This is a genomic window from Kitasatospora sp. NPDC041917, from assembly GCF_055589745.1.
Genome location: NZ_JBVJBI010000008.1, coordinates 138,828 through 161,466, shown reverse-complemented (window position 1 = coordinate 161,466; position 22,639 = coordinate 138,828). Strand labels below are relative to the sequence as shown.

The 22,639-nt window shown below is 73.2% G+C and carries 22 protein-coding genes; 15 read left to right on the top strand and 7 right to left on the bottom strand.

The annotated features are described in order from the left end of the window. Positions 1-58: 58 nt before the first annotated feature. From ACZ6EM_RS12535 to ACZ6EM_RS12495, 9 genes are all read left to right on the top strand, one after another. Positions 59-727, top strand: coding sequence for an SCO family protein (locus tag ACZ6EM_RS12535; RefSeq protein WP_359898031.1), 669 nt, complete (start codon positions 59-61; stop codon positions 725-727). Beyond that, positions 724-1,239, top strand: a complete 516-nt coding sequence (locus tag ACZ6EM_RS12530) for a copper chaperone PCu(A)C (protein ID WP_359898035.1) — start codon at positions 724-726, stop codon at positions 1,237-1,239. The genes ACZ6EM_RS12535 and ACZ6EM_RS12530 overlap by 4 nt, the downstream gene beginning before the upstream one ends. A gap of 13 nt (positions 1,240-1,252) precedes the next feature. After that, the gene (locus ACZ6EM_RS12525; protein WP_465772334.1) at positions 1,253-3,310 is read left to right on the top strand and encodes a copper resistance CopC/CopD family protein; all 2,058 of its coding nucleotides are present in this window, start codon (positions 1,253-1,255) and stop codon (positions 3,308-3,310) included. 5 nt (positions 3,311-3,315) lie between these two features. Next, a complete protein-coding gene (efeB, locus tag ACZ6EM_RS12520) occupies positions 3,316-4,650 on the top strand; it encodes an iron uptake transporter deferrochelatase/peroxidase subunit (RefSeq protein WP_401045725.1) in 1,335 nt (444 codons plus the stop codon). Between the two features lie 135 nt (positions 4,651-4,785). Beyond that, on the top strand, positions 4,786-5,721 hold the full coding sequence (gene pheA / locus ACZ6EM_RS12515) for a prephenate dehydratase (protein ID WP_359898039.1): 936 nt from the start codon (positions 4,786-4,788) through the stop codon (positions 5,719-5,721). Positions 5,722-6,272: 551 nt separating this feature from the next. Continuing rightward, positions 6,273-7,547: a serine--tRNA ligase gene (gene serS, locus ACZ6EM_RS12510; protein ID WP_359898041.1), complete on the top strand. Its 1,275-nt coding sequence runs from the start codon at positions 6,273-6,275 to the stop codon at positions 7,545-7,547. A 52-nt stretch (positions 7,548-7,599) separates the two neighbouring features. Next, positions 7,600-8,445, top strand: a complete 846-nt coding sequence (locus tag ACZ6EM_RS12505; protein ID WP_380553312.1) for an HAD family hydrolase — start codon at positions 7,600-7,602, stop codon at positions 8,443-8,445. A 225-nt stretch (positions 8,446-8,670) separates the two neighbouring features. Next, the gene (locus ACZ6EM_RS12500) at positions 8,671-9,393 is read left to right on the top strand and encodes a FadR/GntR family transcriptional regulator (protein ID WP_359898045.1); all 723 of its coding nucleotides are present in this window, start codon (positions 8,671-8,673) and stop codon (positions 9,391-9,393) included. A gap of 63 nt (positions 9,394-9,456) precedes the next feature. Then, positions 9,457-10,698 carry a CynX/NimT family MFS transporter gene (locus ACZ6EM_RS12495; RefSeq protein WP_465772333.1) on the top strand — a complete coding sequence of 414 codons (1,242 nt, stop codon included), beginning with the start codon at positions 9,457-9,459 and terminating at the stop codon, positions 10,696-10,698. 126 nt (positions 10,699-10,824) lie between these two features. On the opposite strand, the gene ACZ6EM_RS12490 is transcribed toward ACZ6EM_RS12495, so the two are convergent. Genes ACZ6EM_RS12490 through ACZ6EM_RS12475 form a run of 4 tightly spaced genes read right to left on the bottom strand, consistent with a single transcriptional unit; the run spans position 10,825 to position 14,405 of the window. Continuing rightward, positions 10,825-11,541, bottom strand: coding sequence for an ABC transporter permease (locus ACZ6EM_RS12490; RefSeq protein WP_401054197.1), 717 nt, complete (start codon positions 11,539-11,541; stop codon positions 10,825-10,827). A 58-nt stretch (positions 11,542-11,599) separates the two neighbouring features. Next, a complete protein-coding gene (locus tag ACZ6EM_RS12485) occupies positions 11,600-12,517 on the bottom strand; it encodes an ABC transporter ATP-binding protein (protein ID WP_401054196.1) in 918 nt (305 codons plus the stop codon). Between the two features lie 27 nt (positions 12,518-12,544). Then, a complete protein-coding gene (locus tag ACZ6EM_RS12480) occupies positions 12,545-13,444 on the bottom strand; it encodes an ABC transporter permease (RefSeq protein WP_401054194.1) in 900 nt (299 codons plus the stop codon). Continuing rightward, on the bottom strand, positions 13,428-14,405 hold the full coding sequence (locus ACZ6EM_RS12475) for an ABC transporter ATP-binding protein (protein ID WP_465772332.1): 978 nt from the start codon (positions 14,403-14,405) through the stop codon (positions 13,428-13,430). The genes ACZ6EM_RS12480 and ACZ6EM_RS12475 overlap by 17 nt, the downstream gene beginning before the upstream one ends. A 215-nt stretch (positions 14,406-14,620) precedes the next feature. On the opposite strand from ACZ6EM_RS12475, the gene ACZ6EM_RS12470 reads away from it, so the two are divergent. From ACZ6EM_RS12470 to ACZ6EM_RS12455, 4 genes are read left to right on the top strand one after another with little or no spacing between them, the layout of a single operon-like run. Then, the gene (locus ACZ6EM_RS12470; RefSeq protein ID WP_452180396.1) at positions 14,621-15,064 is read left to right on the top strand and encodes a hypothetical protein; all 444 of its coding nucleotides are present in this window, start codon (positions 14,621-14,623) and stop codon (positions 15,062-15,064) included. A 13-nt stretch (positions 15,065-15,077) separates the two neighbouring features. Then, positions 15,078-17,360, top strand: a complete 2,283-nt coding sequence (locus ACZ6EM_RS12465) for a hypothetical protein (protein ID WP_465772331.1) — start codon at positions 15,078-15,080, stop codon at positions 17,358-17,360. Then, positions 17,357-17,962 (top strand): flagellar basal body-associated FliL family protein, encoded by a 606-nt coding sequence (locus ACZ6EM_RS12460; RefSeq protein ID WP_401043673.1) that lies wholly within the window; start codon positions 17,357-17,359, stop codon positions 17,960-17,962. Before ACZ6EM_RS12465 ends, ACZ6EM_RS12460 begins: the two co-directional genes overlap by 4 nt. After that, on the top strand, positions 17,959-18,486 hold the full coding sequence (locus tag ACZ6EM_RS12455; RefSeq protein ID WP_465772330.1) for a hypothetical protein: 528 nt from the start codon (positions 17,959-17,961) through the stop codon (positions 18,484-18,486). The genes ACZ6EM_RS12460 and ACZ6EM_RS12455 overlap by 4 nt, the downstream gene beginning before the upstream one ends. Positions 18,487-18,513: 27 nt before the next feature. On the opposite strand, the gene ACZ6EM_RS12450 is transcribed toward ACZ6EM_RS12455, so the two are convergent. The 3 genes from ACZ6EM_RS12450 to ACZ6EM_RS12440 form a co-directional block, all read right to left on the bottom strand. Next, positions 18,514-19,128 (bottom strand): hypothetical protein, encoded by a 615-nt coding sequence (locus ACZ6EM_RS12450; RefSeq protein ID WP_465772329.1) that lies wholly within the window; start codon positions 19,126-19,128, stop codon positions 18,514-18,516. Between the two features lie 91 nt (positions 19,129-19,219). Beyond that, the gene (locus ACZ6EM_RS12445) at positions 19,220-20,107 is read right to left on the bottom strand and encodes an LLM class flavin-dependent oxidoreductase (RefSeq protein ID WP_401043666.1); all 888 of its coding nucleotides are present in this window, start codon (positions 20,105-20,107) and stop codon (positions 19,220-19,222) included. Between the two features lie 87 nt (positions 20,108-20,194). Next, positions 20,195-21,106, bottom strand: coding sequence for a serine/threonine-protein kinase (locus ACZ6EM_RS12440; RefSeq protein WP_465772328.1), 912 nt, complete (start codon positions 21,104-21,106; stop codon positions 20,195-20,197). Positions 21,107-21,194: 88 nt separating this feature from the next. Between ACZ6EM_RS12440 and ACZ6EM_RS12435 the strand changes: the two genes are divergently transcribed. Both ACZ6EM_RS12435 and ACZ6EM_RS12430 read left to right on the top strand, forming a co-directional pair. Further along, complete coding sequence (locus ACZ6EM_RS12435; RefSeq protein ID WP_401043662.1) at positions 21,195-21,740, top strand: RNA polymerase sigma factor; 546 nt, start codon at positions 21,195-21,197, stop codon at positions 21,738-21,740. Continuing rightward, positions 21,737-22,585, top strand: coding sequence for a hypothetical protein (locus ACZ6EM_RS12430; protein ID WP_401043660.1), 849 nt, complete (start codon positions 21,737-21,739; stop codon positions 22,583-22,585). The genes ACZ6EM_RS12435 and ACZ6EM_RS12430 overlap by 4 nt, the downstream gene beginning before the upstream one ends. The last annotated feature ends 54 nt before the right edge of the window (positions 22,586-22,639 follow it).

Genomic DNA, 22,639 nt, shown 5'->3' with positions numbered 1-22,639 from the left:
GCACCCGCAGGACGGGTGCGGCCCCGCCGGCGGCCCACCGCGCACGATCGGAACTCGCATGCCCCGCACCACCCGCACCACCCGCCTGGCCGGCGCGGCCGCCCTGGCGCTGGCCGCCGCCCTGACCCTCTCCGCCTGCGGCTCCTCCGGCGGCGACTCCACCGTCGCCAAGGTCACCCGGCAGAAGGAGGACACCCCGTACCAGGGCACCAAGCTCGCCAAGAACTTCGAGAAGCCGGACCTCCAGCTGACCGACACCTCCGGCCGGCCCTTCGACCTGCGGCAGCAGACCAACGGCAAGGCCACCCTGCTGTTCTTCGGCTACACCAGCTGCCCGGACGTCTGCCCGACCACCATGGGCGACATCGGCGTCGCGATGAAGGCGCTGCCCGAGGCGGACCGGCAGAAGGTCAACGTCGTCTTCGTCTCCACCGACCCGCAGCGCGACACCCCCCAGGTGCTGCGCACCTGGCTGGACTCGATGGGCAGCGACTTCATAGGCCTCACCGGGGACCTGGCCAAGGTGAAGACCGCGGCCAAGTCGCTCGGCATCATGATCGAGGACCCGGTGGTCAACGGGGACGGCACGGTCACCTCCACCCACGGCGCGCAGGTGCTGGCCTTCCTCCCCTCGGACGACAAGGCGCACGTGCTCTACATGAGCGGCACCGAGGAGAAGACCTACGAGCACGACCTGCCGCTGCTCGCCAAGGGGGTCGCGGCGTGACCTCGGTGCAGACCGGAACCGGCCGCTTCCGCCGCACCGCCCTGCTCGGTGCCGTCGTCGCGACGGCCCTGGGCGGCGGCGCCATCCTGGCCGCCTGCGGGACGGGCGGCGGCACGGGTGGGCAGGACGGTGCCGCCGGGGGCCCGGCCAGGCTCAGCGTCGCCGACTCCTACATCCCGCTGCCCCCGGCCGGCGGCATGGCGGCCGGCTACCTGACCGTTCGCAACGACGGCGGGCAGGACGAGCTGCTCAAGGTGACCAGCCCGGCCGCCGGGTCGGTCACCATGCACCGCTCGACCGCGTCGACCATGGAGCAGGTGGACAGTCTCGACGTCCCCGCGCACGGCACCCTGCAGCTCGCCCGGGGCGGCAACCACCTCATGATCATGGGATGGCAGAAGACCCCGGCCCTCGGCGACGAGCTGGAGCTCGACCTCACCTTCGCCAAGTCCGGCACCATCTCCGTCAAGGTTCCGGTCAAGGAGCTCACCTACCGGCCCAGCCAGAGTTAAGGGGACCGCCACCATGCAGTCGGCCGGCCTGGAGAAGGCCACCCACCGCCGGATCGCCGGGGTGCTCGGAATGCTCGGCGCGCTGCTCGCGCTGATGCTCGCGGGCGCCGGTCCGGCCTCCGCGCACGCCACCCTGGATTCCACCGACCCGCGGCAGAACTCGGTCGTCGCCACCGCCCCGCAGGCGGTGACGCTGACCTTCAGCGAGTCCGTCTCGCTCTCCGGCGACTCCGTCCGGGTGCTCGACCCGGCCGGCCAGGCCGTGGACACCGGCAACCCGGCGCACGCCGACGGCAAGGGCAACACCGCCCGGGTCGGGCTGCGCGGCGGGCTCGCCAACGGCACGTACACGGTGGCCTGGCGGGCGGTCTCGGACGACTCGCACCCGGTCGGCGGGGCGTTCACCTTCTCCATCGGCGCGCCCTCGGACACCTCGGTGTCGGCGACCGCGCTGCAGGGCGCGGAGGCCGACGGCCTGGTCGCCTTCCTGTACGGCACCGGGCGCACCGTCGCGTACACCGCGTTCGCGCTGCTGGTCGGCGTCGCCGCCTTCGTCCTGATCTGCTGGCCGGCCGGCACCGCCCGGCGCCGGGTGCAGCGGCTGCTGATGACCGGCTGGACGGCGCTGCTGGTCTCCACCGTCGCCGTGCTGATGCTGCGCGGCCCGTACGAGCGCGGCTCGGGGGTCGGGCAGGCCTTCGACCTGTCGCTGATGCGCGCCACGCTGGACGAGCGGATCGGCACCGCGCTGGCCGCCCGGCTGCTGCTGCTCGCGGCGGGCGGGGTGTTCCTGTCGCTGCTGGTCGGGCAGCTGGGGCAGCCGCCGCGGCCGGTCGTCCCGAAGCCGCGGGACGAGGACGGCTCCGAGGGCTCCAAGGGCTCCGAGGACGCCGACGGCCCCGCCGGTCCCGCGGTGTCCGAGGAGGACGCCGAGGCCGCCGAGCTGCGCGAGCTGGAGCGGCGGGCCGCCGAACGGCCGCAGCGCGAGGTCCGGCTCGGGCTCGGCGTGGCCGGGCTGGTGCTGGCGGTCGCCCTCTCGGCGACCTGGGTCGGCGCCGACCACGCCTCGGTGGGCATCCAGGTCTGGCTGGCGCTGCCGCTCGGCATCCTGCACCTGCTCGCCATGGCGCTCTGGCTGGGCGGGCTGGCCGCGCTGCTGGTCGCGCTGCGCGAGGGCGTCGGCGCCGAGGTGGTGGACCGCTTCTCCAGGATCGCCTTCGGCGCGGTGGCCGTGCTGGCCGTCACCGGGATCTACCAGTCCTGGCGGGGCCTGGGCAGCTGGGGCGCGCTGACCGGCACCGAGTACGGGCGGCTGCTGCTGGTGAAGAGCGGCTGCGTGGTCGCGATGCTCGGCGTCGCCTGGATCTCCCGCTCCTGGCTGGCCCGGCTGCGCTCGGCCCCGGCCGAGTCGGTGGAGGTCGCACCGGCCGAACTGCCGGAACCGGTCGCCGTGGCGACGCACAGCGAGGACCCGGTCCGGCAGGCGCAGCTGGAGCGCCAGCGGGCCGCCCTGCGGAGCGCCGGACGCGACCGGGGGCTGACCCCGACCCGGGCCGGGCTGCGCCGCTCGGTGCTGGTCGAGGCGCTGGTCGCGGTGGCGGTGCTGGTGGTCACCACGATGCTCACCAACTCCCCGCCCGGACGGGTCGCGGGCGAGCTCAAGGCCGGGGCGGCCGCCGCTCCGGCGGCCGGCGGGGCCCCGGTGGCGCCGCAGACCGAGCCGGGCCGCACCGTCGAGCTCAAGCTCCCGTACGACACCAAGGGCCGGACGCCGAACGCCAAGGGCACCGCGACCGTCACCCTCAACCCCGCCCGGACCGGGCCGAACGAGGTGAAGCTCGCGCTGGACAGCGCGGACGGGCAGCCGGTGGACGTCCCCGAGGCGGAGCTCGCCTTCACCCTGCCGGACCGCGACCTCGGCCCGCTGCCGGTCGCGCTCACCCCGGAGGGCACCGGCCGGTGGAGCGGCACCGCGCAGCTCCCGCTGGCGGGCAACTGGGTGGTGTCGGTGCAGATCCGCTCCTCCGACATCGACCAGACCACCCCGACCCAGCAGTTCAGGATCGGGTGAGCGGGATGACGGACACCTCCACGGAGCACGGTCCGGCGGAGCCCGGCTCGGCGGAGCCCGGCCCGACGGACCACGGGCCGGGTCCGGCGGGGCCCGCGGGCTTCACCCGGCGGGCGCTGCTCGGCACCGCCGGGGCCGGACTGCTGGCCGGCGCCGGCGCGGGCGTCGCCGGGGCGGTCGCCCTGGACGGACGGCCGGGCGGGACGGCGGACGCGGCGGGCCCGTCCGGCGGGACGCTGGGCTCCGCCCGGGTGCCGTTCCGCGGCGCGCACCAGGCCGGGATCACCGACCCGGCGCAGGCCAGGGTCCAACTCGCCGCCTTCGACCTGGCCGTGGGCGTCGGCCGGGACGGGCTGCGCACCCTGCTGCAGCGCTGGACGAAGGCGGCCGAGCGGCTGACCGCGGGGGAGCCGGCCGAGGAGTTCGACGACCAGGTCGCGCTGGACGCCGGGCCCTGCTCGCTCACCGTCACGGTCGGCTTCGGCGCCGCCCTGTTCGACAAGGCCGGGCTGGCCGACCGCCGCCCGCCCGGGCTCGAACCGCTGCCCGCCTTCCCCGGCGACGCGCTCGACCCGGCCCGCGGCGACGGCGACCTGTTCGTCCAGATCGGCGCGGACGACGCCCTGGTCGCCGTGCACGCCCTGCGGGTGCTGCAGCGGCTCGCGGCCGGGACGGCGGCGCTGCGCTGGCAGTCGGCCGGCTTCGCCCGCACCCCCGGCGCCGCCGCGCGGCCGGTGACCGGACGCAATCTGATGGGCCAGATCGACGGCACCAACAACCCCCGGCCGGACGAGGAGGGCTTCGCCGCCACGGTGTTCTGCGCCGCCGGCGGCGACCAGCCGGGCTGGCTGGCCGGCGGCTCGTACCTGGTGTTCCGGCGGATCCGGATGCTGCTGGACCACTGGGAGGCGCTTCCGGTGGACCGGCAGGAGCGGGTGATCGGGCGGCGCAAGTCGGACGGCGCCCCGCTCGGCGCGCCCGCCGGGGCCGGCGAGCGGTCCCCGGTCGACCTCGCCGCGCAGGGCCCGGACGGCACCCTGGCGATCCCCGCCGACGCGCACATCCGGGTCGCCGCCCCGGCGGCCAACGGCGGGGCGGCCATGCTGCGCCGCGGCTTCTCGTACCACGACGGGCTGCTGCCGGACGGCTCCCCGGACGCCGGGCTGCTCTTCCTCGCCTTCCAGGCCGACCCGCGCAAGGGCTTCACCCCGGTGCAGCGCAAGCTCTCCCGGGGCGACGGCCTCTCCCGCTTCCTGCGGCACGAGGCCGGCGGCCTGTACGCGCTGCCACCGGGCCCGCCGCCCGGCGGCTACCTCGGACAGCAGTTGTTGGAGGGGTAGTTCCCCCGGAGTCACCGGGACGCACCGCCGCGGTTCCGGTCGGTGGAACGCTTTCCTGCCGGGGCCGCGGAGTCGTTAGGGTGATTGCTTCGGCACACTCCGCCCGCGCAGCACCGAGATTCCCACGGAGGCATCATGTCGGCCACCCGCTACACCTACCTCGGACCGGCCGGCACGTTCACCGAGGCGGCCCTGCACACCCTGCCCGAGGCGGCGACCCGGGAGCTGGTGCCGCTGTCCTCGGTGGCGCTGGCACTGGACGCGGTGCGCGGCGGGGAGGCGTCCGGGGCGTTCGTCCCGATCGAGAACTCGGTGGAGGGCGCGGTCACCGCGACCAACGACGAACTCGCCTCCGGCGCACCGCTGATGATCTACCGTGAGGTGCTGCTGCCGATCACCTTCGCGCTGCTGGTGCGACCGGGCACCGAGCTGTCCGGGATCAAGACGGTGACCAGCCACCCGGTGGCCCAGCCGCAGGTGCGGCGCTGGCTGGCGGCCAACCTGCCGGAGGCGAAGTGGGAGTCGGCCGCCTCCAACGCGGACGGCGCCCGGCTGGTCTCCGAGGGCCGCTACGACGGCGCGTTCGCCGGGGAGTTCGCGGCGCCGATCTACGGGCTGGAGCCGCTGGTCAAGGAGATCGCGGACGCCAAGAGCGCGGCCACCCGGTTCGTACTGGTCGGCCGTCCGGGCCGGGTCTCCTCGCCGACCGGCGCGGACAAGACCTCGATGGTGGTCTGGCTGCCGGACGACCACCCGGGCGCGCTGCTGGAGCTGCTCCAGGAGTTCGCGGTGCGCGGGGTCAACCTGATGCGGATCGAGTCCCGCCCGACCGGCGAGGGCATGGGCAGCTACTGCTTCCTGATCGACTGCGAGGGCCACCTGTCCGAGCGCCGGGTCGGCGAGGCGATGATGGGGCTCAAGCGGATCTGCCCGCAGGTGCGGTACCTGGGCTCCTATCCGCGCGCCGACCGGCAGGAGTCCACCCACCGGCGGCCGGGGACCTCGGACGAGGATTTCTCCTCGGCGGCGGACTGGCTCTCCCGCGCCCTCGACGGCCGCGGGAACATCTGAGGCCCGCGGGGCATCCGCGACCTCCGCAGCCGTCCGGACACCCTGATTGCATCTTTTGTCTTTCCGACCTTTTCCGACTGTTTTGGATCGGGTCGATCGGGCGGGGCGGACGGCCCCGTCCGTCGTCCACAGGCGGCCCGGGGCCGGGGGCCGCTGTCCACAGGGCTCCCCGCTGTCCACAGCCCCGAGTTATCCACAGGCCGGGGGAGAGTCGACAAACCGGTATAGCCATTGCCCAGAACTGGTCGGACCATCGGTTTGCGTCGCAGAGATGACCAATCGGACCAGAGTCACCCGGTTGCCAGCAAATCACCCGTCCGAGTGCTTCAATTCCCTCACTCGGGAAGGTTGATTGAGGTTTGAAACCTCAATTCCCTGGTTCGTTCACACGGAGGGCCATCCTCCCCCTGGATCCACAGGCCAGGGGTCGGGCCTGTGGATAACCCGGCGGCGGAGCGTTCCCCACAGAAGTTATCCACAGGATCGGGCGAGTTATCCCCAGGGGAAATGCCGTACTGGTGGAGGAACGGTCGCCCGGTACGCTTGGGCCTGTGATTGACCTTCGCCTGCTCCGTGAGGACCCTGACCGAGTGCGCGCCTCGCAGCGCGTCCGTGGCGAGGACGTCGACCTGGTCGACGCCCTCCTCTCCGCCGACGAGCGGCGCCGGTCCTCGGGCAGCCGCTTCGACGAACTGCGCAACGAGCAGCGGGTGCTCGGCAAGCAGGTCGCCCAGGCCAAGGGCGACGAGAAGGCCGCCCTGCTGCAGCGCACCAAGGACCTGGCCGCCGAGGTCAAGGCCGCCGACGCCGAACAGGGCGCGGCCAAGGAGGAGGCCGACCGCCTGCTCCGCTCGCTGGCGAACCTCATCGACCCGGCCGCCCCGGTCGGCGGCGAGGAGGACTTCGTCACCCTTGAGGAGATCGGCACCCCGCGCGACTTCGCCGCCGAGGGCTTCGAGCCCCGCGACCACGTCGAGCTCGGCCAGATCCTCGGCGCGATCGACACCGAGCGCGGCGCCAAGGTCGCCGGTGCCCGCTCCTACTACCTGACCGGCGTCGGCGCGCTGCTGGAGCTCGCCCTGGTCAACATGGCGATCGCCCAGGCCACCGCGGCCGGCTTCACCCCGATGATCACCCCGGCCCTGGTCCGCCCGGCCGCCATGGACGGCACCGGCTTCCTCGGCCAGGCCGCCGAGAACGTGTACCACCTCGCCGAGGACGACCGGTACCTGGTCGGCACCAGCGAGGTCCCGCTCGCCGCGTACCACATGGACGAGATCCTCGACGCCGACAAGCTGCCGCTGCGCTACGCCGGCTACTCGTCCTGCTTCCGCCGCGAGGCCGGCACCTACGGCAAGGACACCCGCGGCATCATCCGCGTCCACCAGTTCGAGAAGGTGGAGATGTTCGTCTTCACCACCCCCGAGGACGCGGAGAACGAGCACCGCCGCCTGCTCCAGTGGGAGAAGGACTTCCTCAACGCGCTGGAGCTGCCGTACCGGGTGATCGACGTCGCCTCCGGCGACCTCGGCGCCTCGGCCGCGCGCAAGTTCGACATCGAGGCGTGGATCCCCACCCAGGGCAAGTACCGCGAGGTCACCTCGACCTCCAACACCACCGAGTACCAGGCCCGCCGACTGGCGATCCGGATGCGCGAGGAGGGCAAGACCCGCCCGCTCGCCACCCTGAACGGCACCCTGGTCGCCGTCCCGCGCACCATCGTGGCGATCCTGGAGAACCACCAGCAGGCCGACGGCTCGGTCGTCCTGCCCGAGGCGCTGCGGCCGTACCTCGGCGGGCGGACCGTCCTCGAACCGGTCAAGTAACCCGGCCAGCACCACCCAGCACCACCCGCAACTCCCGGGAGACGTAAGGCCCATGAGCACCATCAGCCCCAGCCTCGCCTCCCCCGGCGGTGGCGGCCTGCCCTACCGGCTGGTCGCCACCGACCTCGACGGCACCCTGCTCACCAGCGGGGAGACCGTCTCCGAGCGCACCCGCGCCGCCCTGGCCGCGGCCACCGGCGCGGGCGCGCTGCACATCATCGTCACCGGGCGCTCGGCGGTCTGGGCCCGCCCGGTCTTCGACGAGATCGGCTACACCGGGATAGCGGTCTGCGGACAGGGCGCCCAGGTGTACGACGCCGGCGCGCACAAGCTGCTCACCTCGCTCACCCTGGACCGGCGGCTCGCCGCGCTCGCGATCGAGAAGATCGAGACCGAGACCGGCCCGCTGGCCATCGCCGCCAACCAGGACGGCCTCGACGGCCAGGTGCTGGCCGGCCCCGGCTACGAGCTGCTGATCGGCTCCGACCTGCCGGTCGTCCGGGTCGATCGCGGCGGGCTGTTCGACGCCCCGCTCAGCAAGCTCTACATCCAGCACCACGCCCTCACCGACGACGCCCTCGCCGAAGCCGCCCGGCGCGCGGCCGGCGACCTGGTCGGCGTGGTGATGGCCGGCGCCGGCGTCGTCGAACTGCTCCCGCTCGGCCTGTCCAAGGCCACCGGCCTGGCCGTCGCCGCCCGCCGCCTGGGCGTCCGCGCCGCCGACACCATCGCCTTCGGCGACATGCCCAACGACGTCCCGATGTTCGGCTGGGCCGCCCACGGCGTCGCCATGGCCAACGCCCACGAGGAACTCCTCGCCGTCGCGGACGCCGTCACCACCAGCAACGACGAGGACGGCGTCGCCGCGGTCCTGGAGCGCCTCTACCCGCAGCGCTGACGCCTCCGGCGGGGAGGCGCCCGGCCACCGGGCACCGGCCACCCGCCGCGATCTCCTGCCCCGCGCACAGGTCCCCGCGCCCCTGGTGGGGCGCGGGGATCCGTGTCCGGGGGTACATCCAGGGTTCATGGGCTGGTCAGGGGTGGGTTGTAGGATGACCGGGCAAGCGGTTGTAGGATGACCGACGACCGGTGATGACGTGTGCGGTGGAAAGGGAGGTCCGGCATGAGCGGCGGTTTGCAGGCGGCCGGGCGGCGCTCCCTGGTGGACACCGCGATCGAGCAGCTGCGGGCGCAGCTGGCGGGTGGGGCGTGGCCGGTGGGCTCGCGGATTCCCACCGAGCACGAGCTGGCCGAGCAACTGGCCGTCGGACGGAACACCGTGCGAGAGGCCATCCGGGTGCTGGTGCACGCCGGGATGCTGGTCTCCCGGCAGGGCGAGGGGACGTTCGTCCGCTCCACCAGCGACCCGGCGTCCGTCCTGCGCGGCGTCCAGCGCTCGGGCATCCGGGACGTCCTGGAGGTCCGCGCGGCGCTGGAGACCGAGGGCGCCCGGCTGGCCGCACTGCGGCACACCCCCGAGGACATCCGGCGGATGCGCGCCGCGCTGGCCCGTGAGGCCGAGGTGTTCGCGGCGCACCCCGAGCGGGCGAGCCGCGAGGCCACCGTCGAGCACGACCTGGAGTTCCACACCGCCGTCGTCGAGGCCGCGCACAACCCCGCGCTGGCCGAGGTGTACCGCTACTTCGGCGCCTCCGTGCGCGAGGCGATGACCTCCGCCTTCGGCGACCACGACATGCCCGAGGCGGTCGTCGCGACCCACGAGGCGCTGGTCGACGCGATCGAGAGCGGTGACCCGGACCGGGCCGAGGCGGCGTGTCGTGCGCTGCTCGCCGGCCCGACCGCGGCCGTCGAGCAGCTGCTCGCGGCCATCGCGGCGCGGAAGTAGGACGGCGCGAGCCTCCCTTCCGCCGTCCGCATCCACGCACCTTCACGAAAGAACAGCACATCCATGGCCGTCACCCGTGCCCAGCAGCCGGTTGTCACCACGTCCGCCCCGCTCCCCCTCCGCGCCCGGGCGGCCCATCCGCTCCTGCTGCTGACCGGCATCCTGCTGGTCGCGCTGAACATGCGTGCCTGCCTGGCGGCGGTCTCCCCGATGGTCGGCGAGATCCAGCGGACCTTCGGCCTGTCCGCCACCGCGAGCGGGCTGATCACCACCGTCCCGGTGCTGTTCCAGGGCGTCGGCGCCCCGCTCACGCCGCGGCTGACCCGCCGCTTCGGCGCCGAGCGGGTGGTGCTCGGCGCGGTGCTGGTGCTCGGCGCGGGCGTGCTGCTGCGGGTGCTGCCCTCGGTGGCGGCCCTGTACGCGGGCTGCGTGGTGATCGGCGTGGCCATCGCGGTGCTGAACGTGTCGATGCCGGGCCTGGTGAAGCGCGAGTTCCCGGACCGCGCGGCCACCATGACCGGCGTCTATTCGACCACCATGCTGGTCGGCGCCACCCTCGCGGCCGGCACCTCCGTCCCGCTGGAGCACGCGCTGGGCGGCGGCTGGCGGGCCTCGTTGGGCGCCTGGTCGCTGCTCGCGCTGATCGCGGCGGTGGCCTGGCTGCCGCAGGTGCTGCGCTCGCGTCAGGAGCGGCAGGGGGCGGTGGCCGTGGCCGCCGCGCCGGCCAAGCCGATCGAGGGCATCTGGAAGTCCCCGCTGGCCTGGCAGATCAGCCTCTTCATGGGCATCTCGTCGCTGCTGGTGTACACCCTGGTCGCCTGGATGCCGACCATCCTGGCCGACCACGGCATGGACCGCGGCCAGGCCGGTCTGGTCTTCGCCTTCTCCAACCTGGTGCAGGTGGCGGGCGCCTTCCTGGTGCCGCTGATGGCCGGCCGGATGACCAGCCAGCGCGGGCTGGCGCTGACCATGGTCGCCCTGAACGGGCTGGGCATCGCGATGCTGCTGGTCGCGCCGGTCTCCGCCGCGTGGGTGTCGGCGACCATCCTGGGCGTGGCCCAGGGCGGTTCGCTGGGCCTGGGCCTGGCGTTCATCGTGCTGCGCACCCGCACCGCGGCCGGTGCCGCCCAGCTGGGCGGGATGTCGCAGGCGATCGGCTATCTGGTCGCGGCGGCGGGCCCGGTCGGCGCGGGTGCGCTGCGCCAGCTGACCGGCGGCTGGGAGACCCCGCTGGTGCTGATGCTGGTGCTGGTCCTGGTGGTCGGCGCGGCCGGCTGGGGCGCGGGCCGCAACCGCACCCTCTGAGCCGCTCGCCGGCGAGAACGCGGCAGTGGGCCCCGGACACCCTCAGGTGTCCGGGGCCCACTGCCGTACCGGGTCCACTGCCGTACGGGGGCTCAGTGCCGTACGGGGCTCAGTGCCGGGCCGGGCTCACTCCTCGCCGGCCAGCGTCATCCCGGCCAGCTTCACCGAGGCGAACACCGTCGCCGCGACGGTGACCACCAGCAGCAGCGGCACCGCCGCCGCGAGCGAGACGTCGGAGCTGATCGCGTTCTGCCCGGCGACCGCCTCGGCCACCGAGCGGCCCCACTGCTGGATGCTCAGCGTGCGGGCGCCCTCGACGAAGTTGCCGACCGTCGACTCCCAGATCAGGGCGTACGCGAGCCCGGCCACCACCGCGTGCCGGGTGACCACGCCGAGCAGCAGGAACAGCGCGCTGTACGCGGCGCCGGCGACCAGCACCGCCACGGTGTAGCCGAGCGCCACGCCGTCCTGGGTGCCGACCAGCAGCAGCCCGGCCAGCAGCGTCGGGACGACCGAGAACAGCCAGGTGACGCCGATCGCGACGACCAGCTTGGTGGTGACGATCCGCCACCGGGGCAGCGGCTTGGCGAGCAGGTAGACGATCGAGCCGTCGTCGATCTCGTTGGCGATCACCCCGGTGCCGACGACCAGCCCGAGGATCGGGATCAGGGTGCCGAGGCCGAGGGCCCCGAGGATGTTGCCGGCCGTCTCGTGGGGGTCGGCGCTGGACACACTGGCGATGGCCGCGACGATCAGCAGCAGGGCGGGGACCACCAGCAGCAGCAGGCCACGACGGCGGCCCAGCAGCCCGCGCAGGGTCAGCCTGGCGACGGTGGGGTTCATGGTCGGTCCGCCCCTTCCTGGGCAACGACGGTTCTGGCGGCGGCGCTCACGTGCCCGCTCATGCGGAGACCAGGTAGGAGAAGACGCTCTCCAGCGATTCGTCCGCCGGGGAGACGGTGTACAGCCGGATGCCGGCCTCCCGGGCGACCCTGGGCAGCAGGGTGGTGAAGCCCTGGAAGTGCACCGCTTCGATCCGCAGCGCCCGCTCCCGCTCGTCCACCTCGATGCCGGTGGTCGAGCCGTCGGCGATCAGCGCGGCGGCGAGCCGGCGGTCATCGCTGGAGCGGACCAGGTAGCGGTGCGGGCGGTCGGTCATCAGTCGGCGGATCTTGCGGAAGTCGCCCGAGGCGGCGTGCCGTCCGGCGACCACCACCTCGATGTGCCGGGCCAGCTGCTCGACCTCCTCCAGGATGTGGGAGGAGAACAGCACGGTCCGGCCGTCCGCGCCGAAGCGGCGCAGCAGGTCCATCAGCTGGAGCCGCTGGCGCGGGTCCATGCCGTTGAAGGGCTCGTCGAGCAGCAGGACGGACGGGTCGTGGACCAGTGCGGAGGCCATCTTGACCCGCTGCTTCATGCCCTTGGAGTAGGTGCCGGTGCGGCGGTCCTTGGCGTAGGCCATCTCCACCAGGTCCAGCGCCCGGCCGGCGGCGGCGCCCGGCTGGGGCAGGCCGTGCAGTTCGGCGTTGGCGAGGACGAACTCCCAGCCGGTCAGGTAGTCGTACATCGACTCCCGCTCGGGCACCAGGCCGATCTGCCGGTACACCTGCTGGTTGCGCCAGATCGGCGCGCCGTCCAGGGTGACGGAGCCGCTGGAGGGGGCCAGGAAGCCGCTCATCATGTGGATGAGGGTGGACTTGCCCGCCCCGTTGGGGCCGAGCAGGCCGGTGATGCCGGGGCCGATGGACATGGTGATGTCGTTGACCGCGACCACGTTCCCGAACCAGCGGGAGACCTTGTCGATGCTGATGGTGGCCATGCCGCCCTCTCAGACACTGCAGTTGAATTAGACACGGCGGTAGCGGCGCAGCAGCAGCCGGTACGAGCCCACCACCATGGCCACCGCGACGAGCGCGAACACGGCGAGGCCCAGGCCGCCCGGCGCGTGCCGGCGGTCGAATCCCTCACCGAGGCCGAACAGTTCGTTGACCAGGGACTCCACCAGGTCGGTGGGCGAGATCAGCGACATCCACTGCGCGGTGTCGGAGCCGGTCGTGCTGGGGTTGCTGATCCCGACCGCGGCGGCGCCCAGGGCGGCGCTGACCGCCAGGTAGCCCATGATGGCGGCCACCCCGAAGCCGCGGCGCGGGGTGGCGGCCGCGATCACCAGGGCGACCGAGGTCGGCACCAGCGCGTACAGGACGGCCGCGACCAGGCCGTACAGGAAGTGCCCGGTGTTGTGCCCGAAGTCCATCCCGCCGAGCAGCGCGCCGATGTACAGCACCAGCAACGGGGCCGCCATCAGCAGCAGTTGGGCGCAGACCATGGCGCCGAACTTGGCCCGGACGTAGTCGGTGCGGGTGATCGGGCGGGAGAAGTAGAGCGGGACGGTCTGGTAGCGCAGGTCCCGGGAGAGCAGTACCGGCGCCTGGGAGGCGAGGAAGACCGAGACCACCAGGCTGAGCATGGAGAGGTAGCCGGCGTACTCGACCGGCAGTTCCTCGCGCTTCATCACGACCGAGAGCGCCACCATGATCAGCGCGGGTACGGTCACCACGCCCAGCACCAGCATCGGCAGCACCTTGGACTTGCCGGAGCGGCCGAGGCCGTACGCGGCGCGCAGGCTCTGGGTGAAGAGCGCGCGGGTCGCGTAGGAACGGCCGAGCCGGGGGCCGGTGTAGCCGCGGTAGCCGATGTCGTGGATGACGCCGGTGTCGGCGGACCTGGTCTCAGGAGGCAGCGCCATCGTTCGTCCCTCCCTTGCTCTGCTCGGTGTCCTGGGAGTCGGTGAAGAGTTCGGCGACCCGGTGCCGGCGCTGTTCCAACCGGACCAGGCCGAGGCCCAGTTCGGCGACGGCGTCGCGGATGGTGTCGTACGTCGACTCGTCGGCCAGCCGGACCAGCAGCTGGTGCGAACCCTCGGACTGGACGGACAGGCCGACCGCGGCGAGCCGCTCGCGGACCGCCGGGCCCGGCTCCAGGCCGTGGTCCTCCGGGTGGTCGCCGACCTCGACCGCGAGGACGGCCGTCGCCTCGGTGAAGGAGGCGGTGGAGGAGGAGCGCAGCAGCTTGCCGCCGTCGATCACGACCAGGTGGTCGCAGGTCCGCTCCAGCTCGCCGAGCAGGTGGGTGGTGACCAGCACCGAGATGCCGAAGTCGGTGTGCACCCGGCGGATCAGCCCCAGCATCTCGTCCCGGCCGGCCGGGTCGAGGCCGTTGGTCGGCTCGTCCAGCAGCACCAGCTTCGGGTCGTGCACCAGCGCCTGGGCGAGCTTGACCCGCTGCTTCATGCCGGTCGAGTAGCCGCCCATCGGGCGGTACCGCTCCTCGTAGAGGCCGACGTGCCGCAGGGTGTCCGCGGTGCGCTCACGGGCGGCGGTGGCGGGCAGGCCCGCCATCCGGGCCATGTGCACCACGAACTCGGTCGCGGAGACGTCCGGTGGCAGGCAGTCGTGCTCGGGCATGTAGCCGACCTGCGCGCGGATCTCGGACCCCTGGGTGGCGACGTCCAGGCCGAGGACCTCGCCCCGGCCGGAGGTCGCCGGGGCGAGCCCGAGAAGGATCTTGATGAGAGTGGACTTGCCCGCGCCGTTGGCCCCGACCAGGCCGACCACACCCGGCCGCACCTCGACGGTGAGCTGGTCGAGCGCGGTGACCCGGGGAAACCTCTTGGTGAGGCCGTCCGTCTTGATGACAGCTGTGGACACGCCGACCACCGTAACGGTCTTGTGCGGTACGGGCCATGAGCTCGAATGACGAGCCCGTCTGCTGCTGCGGTATGACGTCGGCCCCCCGCTCCCCTAGGGGTTCGGCAAAACCGGAACCCGCCTGTACCCTTTGTCGAACTCTTGACGTACGTGCCACATTCTTTGCCAACGGGGGTGCCGGAACAGCGTGCCGGCACGGGAGGGGATCGATCGACATGTCTGATCGGGCGACCGCGTTCGACCGGATGATGAACCCTTGGGCCTACGACGCGGACGGGAACCTGACCGACCGGGCCCGCGCCCAGGAGACGGCCCGCACGCAGCTCAACTCGGCCTCGGCACCGGGCGGGGGAGGCGGCGGGGGCGGGGCCGGCTTCAGCGCCGACCCCAACGCGCTGACCACCGCGGGGAACAACTCCGACCAGATCCACGCCCGCCTCAACACCGACGGCCGGGGCGCCGACGAGGCCACCACCAAGGTCTCCACCTCGCTCGCCAACTGGAGCACCGGCAAGGCCGCGGCGGGAGCCGCCGGCACCTGGGACCAGTGCGTCGCCGCGCTCGGCGGCACCATCGGGCAGACCACCCAGGCGCTGCGCGCCACCGCCACCAACTACCGCCAGAACGAGTCGGCCGTCCAGCACGACCTCGGCGCCTGAGAGAAGAGCAGCGATGGTCGACTTCCACGAGCTCAGCACCGCCGACTTCGGCGTCCTGGACACCGCCGCCACCGCCTGGACCACCGTGGCCCAGAAGCTCAAGTCCATGGACGACGACTGGGACAGGACGGTGATCGCCCAGGTCAACTCCGCCTGCTGGACCGGCCCCTCGGCCGACCAGGCCCGCCCCGGCCTGCAGCGCACCAACGAGCAGCTGACCGCCGCCGTCACCGAGGCGAACGCCTTCGCCTCGATCTTCACGGAGGCGTCGACCGAGTTCAAGGCGGCGAAGACCAAACTGGACAAGGCGGTCGCGGAGGCCCGCACGGCCGGGCTGACCGTCACCGACAACGGCACCGTCAGCTGGCCCCCGGCCGACAACGCCACCCGGCACGACTACGAGGCCCTCCGGGACTACCAGAAGGAGTGGGGCGACAAGGCGGAGGCCGCCCGCAAGGCGATCGACGCCGCCGTCGCCGAGGCCGCCGCCGCCGACGAGCGGATCGCCTACGCGCTGCGCGCCGACAGCATGACGGACGGGCAGAAGTCCTTCAACGGCAAGGCCATCGGCGGCGGCCCCGAGGCCGACGGCAAGCGCGCCGCCCAGCTCGCCGCCAAGGGCGGGGACATCACCGAGCCCGAACTCACCGAGCTGAACTCGCTGCTGGCCTCGCACGGCGACGACCCGAAGTTCGCCACCAAGTTCTACCAGGACCTCGGCCCGGACGGCCTGATCAAGTCCTGGAACGGCATGGTCGGCGACCCGGCGTACCCCCGCGACGACAAGTCCCCGCGCTGGAAGGCCTACCAGGACCTCCAGAAGAACCTGGGCCTCACCCTCGCCACCGCCACCCGCACCACCAACGAGCCGCACCTGTCGGACGAGTGGTCCGCCGCGCTGCGCAAGGCCGGATCCCAGCCGGTCTGGGACAAGCCCTACCGGGCCTCCGGCCTCGACTACGTGCCGTACGGCTACCAGGTGCTCTCCGGCATCCTGATGAACGGCAACTACGACGCCCACTTCATCAACCCGATCGCCGAGCACGTCACCCAGCTCGACACCCAGGACAGGTACTGGCCGGCCCCGATGCCCGGCTCCAAGATCCAGGGCTTCAACCTGACCGGGGGCGACGAGGCGGGCTCCGGCTTCCGTCCCACCACCGCCGTCCTGGAGGCGCTCGCGCACAGCCCGGAGGCCGCCAACACGTTCTTCACCGAGCAGCCGACCGCGTACAACCAGGACGGCACGGTCAACCAGGGCGGCAAGCCCAAGCCCTCGGACTACTTCGACTACTACGCCCACGACAAGGACTGGATCCCGGACACGACCTCGCGGGACTCCAAGGTGTGGGACGCGAGCAAGCAGGCCGGGCCGGCCGCCTTCGGCCGCGCCCTGGAGGCCGCCACCACCGGCCACCCGTACGACGAGCCCGGCCCCGTCCCGCCGGAGCGGCACACCACCGAGCAGGCCGACCTGATGAAGCGGGTCGTGGACACCTTCGGCCGGCACGGCGACGACGGGGGGCTGGACGACATCAAGGGCGACGGCAAGCTCGCCGCCATGCGGGGCAGCCTCGGGCACATGACCGCCGAGTACATCGGCGACGTGCAGAACGCGCTCGCCCTCACCCACGAGCTGCCGGTCAACGGCTCGCCGGCCAACCTCGGCAAGTCCTCCGTGGAGGGGCTGATGGACGCGCTCGGACGCGATCCGGAGTCCTACGGCGCCGTGGTCAACGCCAACCAGGCGTACACCACCGCCCTCATCCGCGGCCACATGGACGGCGGGCAGACCGACTTCGCCCGGCTCAACGTCGACATCAACAACATCGCCCACGCCGGCGGGATCACCAGCGGCATCCTCAACGAGGCCCGGGTCGACGAGGTGCACTACAAGCACGCCGAGTCCGACAAGGAGTTCAACGAGGCGCTGGAGAAGAACGTCGGCTACGGCAAGGACGCCTTCAGCGCCGTCATCGGCACCGTGACGGACAAGATCCCGCTGGGCGGCGAGGTCGCCGACCAGATCATCGACTCGATCGCCGAGAGCGTGATCGAGGCCAACAAGCAGGACACCACGGCGGCCGGCGACCAGACGGCGCGCGACGAGAACGCGAGTGGACAGAACCAGGCGGTGGGCAGCGTCAAGCAGGCCGTCAAGGACGCCGGCGGCACCTCCGGGATGAGCCGCGAGGACGTCAACCGCCTCGCCGAGAGCGCCGGGATCAACGTGATGAACGGCTACAGCAACGGGGTCGTCAACAACCACGTCAACCACGCGAAGGGCGGCGCGTGAAGGACCTCGCGGCCCGGTGGGGCCGCTTCCTGACGAACCGGTGGGGTTGGCGCCTCGACAGCCGGTGGTGGCTCCCCCGCGTGCTGGTCCTCGCGGTGGCGGGGGCCGGGACCGTCGGCTACCTGGACTGGCGGGGCCACCGCCCCGCCGACCCGCCCGGCCGGGCCGCCCACCTCTGCCGAATGCCCACCGGCGCCGGCACCCCACTCGCACGGCTGCTGCCCGACGGCGGCCAGGACGTGGAGGAGCGGACGAAGGCCCTCATCGGCCAGGACCCGCAGACCTGTGTCATCCGGGTCGACGGACGCAACGTGATCACCTTCACGTCCGTCCGGCGCCAGGGCGAGCTCGCCCTCACCGCCGAGGGCGCCAAGCACCCGGAGGCGCGCGGCTTCGACATCGCCGGCCTCGGCACTTCGTGGCCGGGCGGCGCGGCCGTGGCCGCGAGCTGCCTGGGCGGGAAGTACACCTCGAACGACTACGTGCAGCTGGAGGTCACCGCCGGGGAGGCCGCCCGCGCCTCCGGCGACGGCGGCCGGGCCGACCTCGAAGAGCTCACCCGGGCCGCGCTGGTGGAGGCGAGGAAGGACCGGTGCTCATGAAGCGTTCCCAGGCGCTGCTCGCCGGCGGAACGGCGCTGCTGCTCGGCGGCGGCCTGCTCGGCTGGCACCTGTACCTCGACCACGGCGCGTACCGGCCACCGGCCGTGTCCCTGTCGCACGGGGAGTGCCGGGGTCTGCTGGACGACCCGGCCGTCGCCGAGCTGCTCGGCCGGGCCCCCCGGGTCTTCGCGGTCACGGAGTACACGTCGGCGACGGCCGAGGTCAAGCCGTCCCTGCGCTGCCGGATCTCCGGAGAGGACGGGCGGTCGCTGACCGCCGACGCGGAGTTCGGGGACGTGCGGTCCGGCGGCGACACCCTCGGAGCGGCCGCCTTCGGCTGCTCGGTGAACGGCCGGACCGAGGCCTACCGGGCCGTCCTCAGGATCACCGTGAAGGACGGCGGGCACCTTCCCGACGGACCCGGCCGGAAGCGGATGGGAGAACTGGCGGGCGGCTTCGCCGAGCGGGCCGCCGAACGGCAGCTCGGCTGCGCGGGCGGCGCCGAACGGCTCGAAGTGATGTGAGCCGGCCGGCGCCGCTCCCGGCGCCCGTCAGCTGTGGGCCCGCTCCCACAGCTCGGTGACCTTGCCGGAGGCGTCGATCGCCACCTTGTAGTCACCGGCCGAGCAGGGGTACGAGCCCTTCTCGTTGTGCGGCGCGGCGAGGCACTCGTTGACGTGCTTCACCAGGTCGGCCAGGTTGACGTCCTTCGGCGGGGCCAGCACCGAGCTCAGGTGGCCCTTGGCGGTGGGCGCGAACGGGGCGCTCCTGTCCGCGCCGACCGGCTCGAAGACGACGTCGTTCACGCCGCAGGCGTCCTTGGTGTCCTTGTAGACCAGGGTCGTCGCGCTGGTGCCCTTCGCCGGGTAGACCCACTTCTGCCCGGCGGGCAGCGGCCCGTGGGTGCAGAAGCCCTCCGGCTCGCCGTCGGCGGACGGCGTGCCCGTCGCGGCGGGCTTGCCGGTCCCCGCGGGCCTGCCGCTCGGCGCCTGGCTCGCGGCGCCGGCCGGGGCGGCGGTGGGCGCGGCGGAGGCGGCGGTGGTCGCCCCGCCTCCCGCGCCCTGGTCCGCGCTGTCGTCGGGGCCGCAGGCGGCCAGGCCGAACGCCGCGGCGGCGACCAGGGCGGTGGCGAGAAGTCTCCTGGAACCGGAGCTGGAAGAAGGCATGACGAAGGAACCCCCGTGGTGACGCATGATCAGTTCGGTATGCGGCCGACAGACTAGCGCCCCGGGCCGACGCCCGCCCCGCCGACGGGGCTCAGCCCAGCCGGGCGAGGCCCTCGGTGGCGATCTCCTCGAAGACGGCGAGGTCGTTCTCGAAGATCGAGTCGGGGATCGGCCAGTGGATCACCAGCTCGGTGACGCCCAGCTCCCGGTAGGTGCCCGCCCAGTCGACGAAGGCCTCCACCGACTGCAGCGGCTTCTCCGCGGTCGAGCCCTGGAGCAGCACCTTCTCCAGCGTCGCGACGTCCCGGCCCCGCTCCTCGCAGGCGGCCGTCAGCTTCTCGATCTGCCGCGCGATCACGCCGGGCGCCTGCTCGACGGGCACGTCCGCCGGGCCCTTCGGGTCGCCGTACGTCACCCAGCCCTGCCCGTGCTCGGCGGCCAGCCGCAGCCCGCGCGGGCCGGTCGCCGCCACGTAGAACGGCAGCCGCGGCCTCTGCACGCAGCCGGGGATGTTCCGCGCCTCGACCGCCGAGTAGTACGTGCCCTCGCGCGTGGTGGCGTCGCTGCGCAGCAGCTCGTCCAGCAGCGGCACGAACTCCCCCAGCCGGTCCGCCCGCTCCCGCGGCGACCACGCCTCCTGCCCCAGCGCCGTCGCGTCGAAGCCCGTCCCGCCGGCCCCGATCCCCAACGTGAACCGGCCGCCGGACACGTCGTCCAGCGTGATCAGCTCCTTCGCCAGCGTCACCGGGTGCCGGAAGTTCGGCGAGGTCACCAGGGTGCCCAGGCGCAGCCGCTCGGTGGCGCAGGCCGCCGCCGTCAGCGTCGGCAGCGAGCCGAACCACGGCTCGTCCTGGAAGGACCGCCACGACAGGTGGTCGTAGGTGTACGCGGTGTGGAAGCCGAGGTCCTCGGCCCGCCGCCAGATCTTCTGCCCCTCGCTCCACCGGTGGACGGGGAGGATCACGGTACTCAAGCGCATACCGGCGACCCTACGGCAGCCGTCAGCGGCCGGGCCTGCTCGTCGGGGCCGCCGTTCGGGCCGGTGCGGACCGGCTCCCTGTCGGATTCAGCGCCGCAACCAGCTCAGCAGGGTCGTCGCCGTGAACACCGCGCCCGACGCCAGACAGACCGCGCGCGGGGTCAGCCACCCCGGGCCTTCCAGGGGCCGGGACTGCGGGACCGGAGCCAGCAGCGCGTCCGCGAAGGCCTGGGCGGTCGGCGGTCGGTCCGCCGGCTCGACGGACATCGCGACCCGTAGCAGCAGGGCGATGTTCGGCGGGAGCTCCGTTCCGGCCGGGAGTGCCGGCAGCGTCGAGGCGGTGGACCGGCCGGTCATCAGGGCTGTGGCGCGTCCGCCCGGGCCGAACGGCTTCTGCCCGGTCAGCAGCTCGTAGGCCACGACGGCCAGCGCGTACACGTCGGCCCTCCCGTCGAACCCGCCGGTCTGGAAGGCCTGTTCCGGTGCCATGTACGCGGGCGTGCCCGTGGTCACCGTCAGCCCGGATGCGTCGGCCAGTTGCTTCGCGCTGCCCAGATCCGCCACCAGCACCGCGGCGGGCGCGGGGCCGGTGGCGAGCAGCAGGTTGGACGGCTTGACGTCGCGGTGCACCACGCCCGCCTCGTGCAGGACCTGGACCGCGTAGCCCGCCTCCGCGGCCAGCCGCAGCGCCTCCTGCGGGTCGCACTGCCCGACCCGGTCCGCCAGGGTGCCGCCGCGTACGTAGTCCATGACGAAGTAGGGACGGTCCTCCTGCACCCCGACGTCGTGCACCCGGACCACCCGCGGGCTGGCGATCCGGCGCAGCAGCCTCGCCTCCGCCAGGAACCGCTCGCGCACATCGGCGTTGGCGGCCCAGTTCTCGGCCAGCACCTTCACCGCGACCTCGGTGTCGAGCTCCGGATCGTAGGCCTTCCAGACCGTGGCGAAGGAGCCGGCTCCGAGCCGCTCCAGAAGGAGGTAACGGCCGAGCTTGCGCATGTGGCAGCATTCTGCCGGAGTCGGGGGGAGTGCGGAACTCCCGTTCGACGGACGGGATGGCCGGGCGGGACGACACGGGGGGATCCGGATGTTCGAGGAAGGCGAGCTGGAACGGCTCGTGGCGGCTGCTCGGGCGGGGGACCCGGGGTCGATGGAGTACCTGCTGGCCAAGCTGCGGCCGGTGGTGCTGCGCCGCTGCTCGCGCTTCCTGCCCCACCACGCCGACGCGGAGGAGGCAGCGCAGGACGCGCTGCTGTCCATCAGCACGCACCTGGGCGAGTACGGCGGCCGCGGCTCCTTCCAGGGCTGGGTGACGGTGATCGCCTCGAACGCCGCCCGGTCCACCTACCGCTCGATGCGCCGGCGCGCCGAGGACAGCCACGCCGACCTCCCCGAGTCCGTCGACCCGCGCACCACCAGCGTCATCGCCGGGACCCGGCTCGACCTGATGGAGGCGCTGGCCGCGCTGGAGCAGCAGCACCCCGTCCTGGTGGAGGCCTTCGTGCTGCGCGACCTGGGCGACCTGACCTACGTCCAGGTGGCCGAGGAGCTGGGCGCCCCGTTGAGTACGGTCAAGGACCGTATCGACCGGGCCCGCCACTTCATGCGCGAGCGCCTGGTCACCGGTCCGTGAACGGCGGTCCCGCGGCGGGCGGCGGCCGCGTCGTCGTCCGGCTCCGGTCCGCCGTCGCCGCCCTGGTGGCGGCCGCCGCGCTCGGGCTGGCGACCGGCCGGTTCGTCCTGCCACCGCCCCCCGGCACCACCGCGCACCCGGCGGCACGGTCGGGTGCCGCGGTCGGCGGGGCGTCCCCGGGCGCGTCCGCTCCCGCGACGCCCGGCGGGTCCGGCCCGACGCCCGCCTCCTCGGCCTCCGGCTCCGCCTCGCCGACCGGTGCGACCGGACCGGTGACGACCGCGAACCTTCTGGAACCCGCGGCGTTCGGCCCGGACATCGGCATCGGGCGGATCCACGTCACCGACCGGTACGGCGACGGGGCTTACGCCAACGCGGCCTGCTCCGGCGAGAAGACCCTCACCCAGACCCTGGGCGGGCATGGTGCCCACTTCCGCGGACTGATGACCAGCCCCCGCACCAGCCCGGACGACCCCACGCGGGCCGCCGACCACGTCGACCAGGTCGCCCGCGAGGTCGCCGCCGAGACCCCGAGCCCTTCCCGGGCGCAGAACTTCGCCGAGCGCCTGCTGCTGGAGGAGGTGCCCTGCCAGGAGGCAACGCCAGGGCACTGGGTCTACGGAAGGACCACGACGCTGCAGCTCGCCCCGGACGTCACCGCGAGCTGGATGGGCTCCTACCAGGGATCCCTCAACACCAGCGGCACAGCGCCCGAGGGCAAGGAGCCCTGCGGCGGCATCGCCGTGCTGCGCAGCGGCAGCCACTACGGGGTGCTGGAGGTCGATGCCTGCCTGGGGACGGCCGCGATGGACCGCGTCGTCAGGACCGCTCTGTCACAGCTGTGAAACAGCCGGTCGGGGGGCCGACTTTCCGTCCTTGGGCGGCATCTCCCCGGTTGT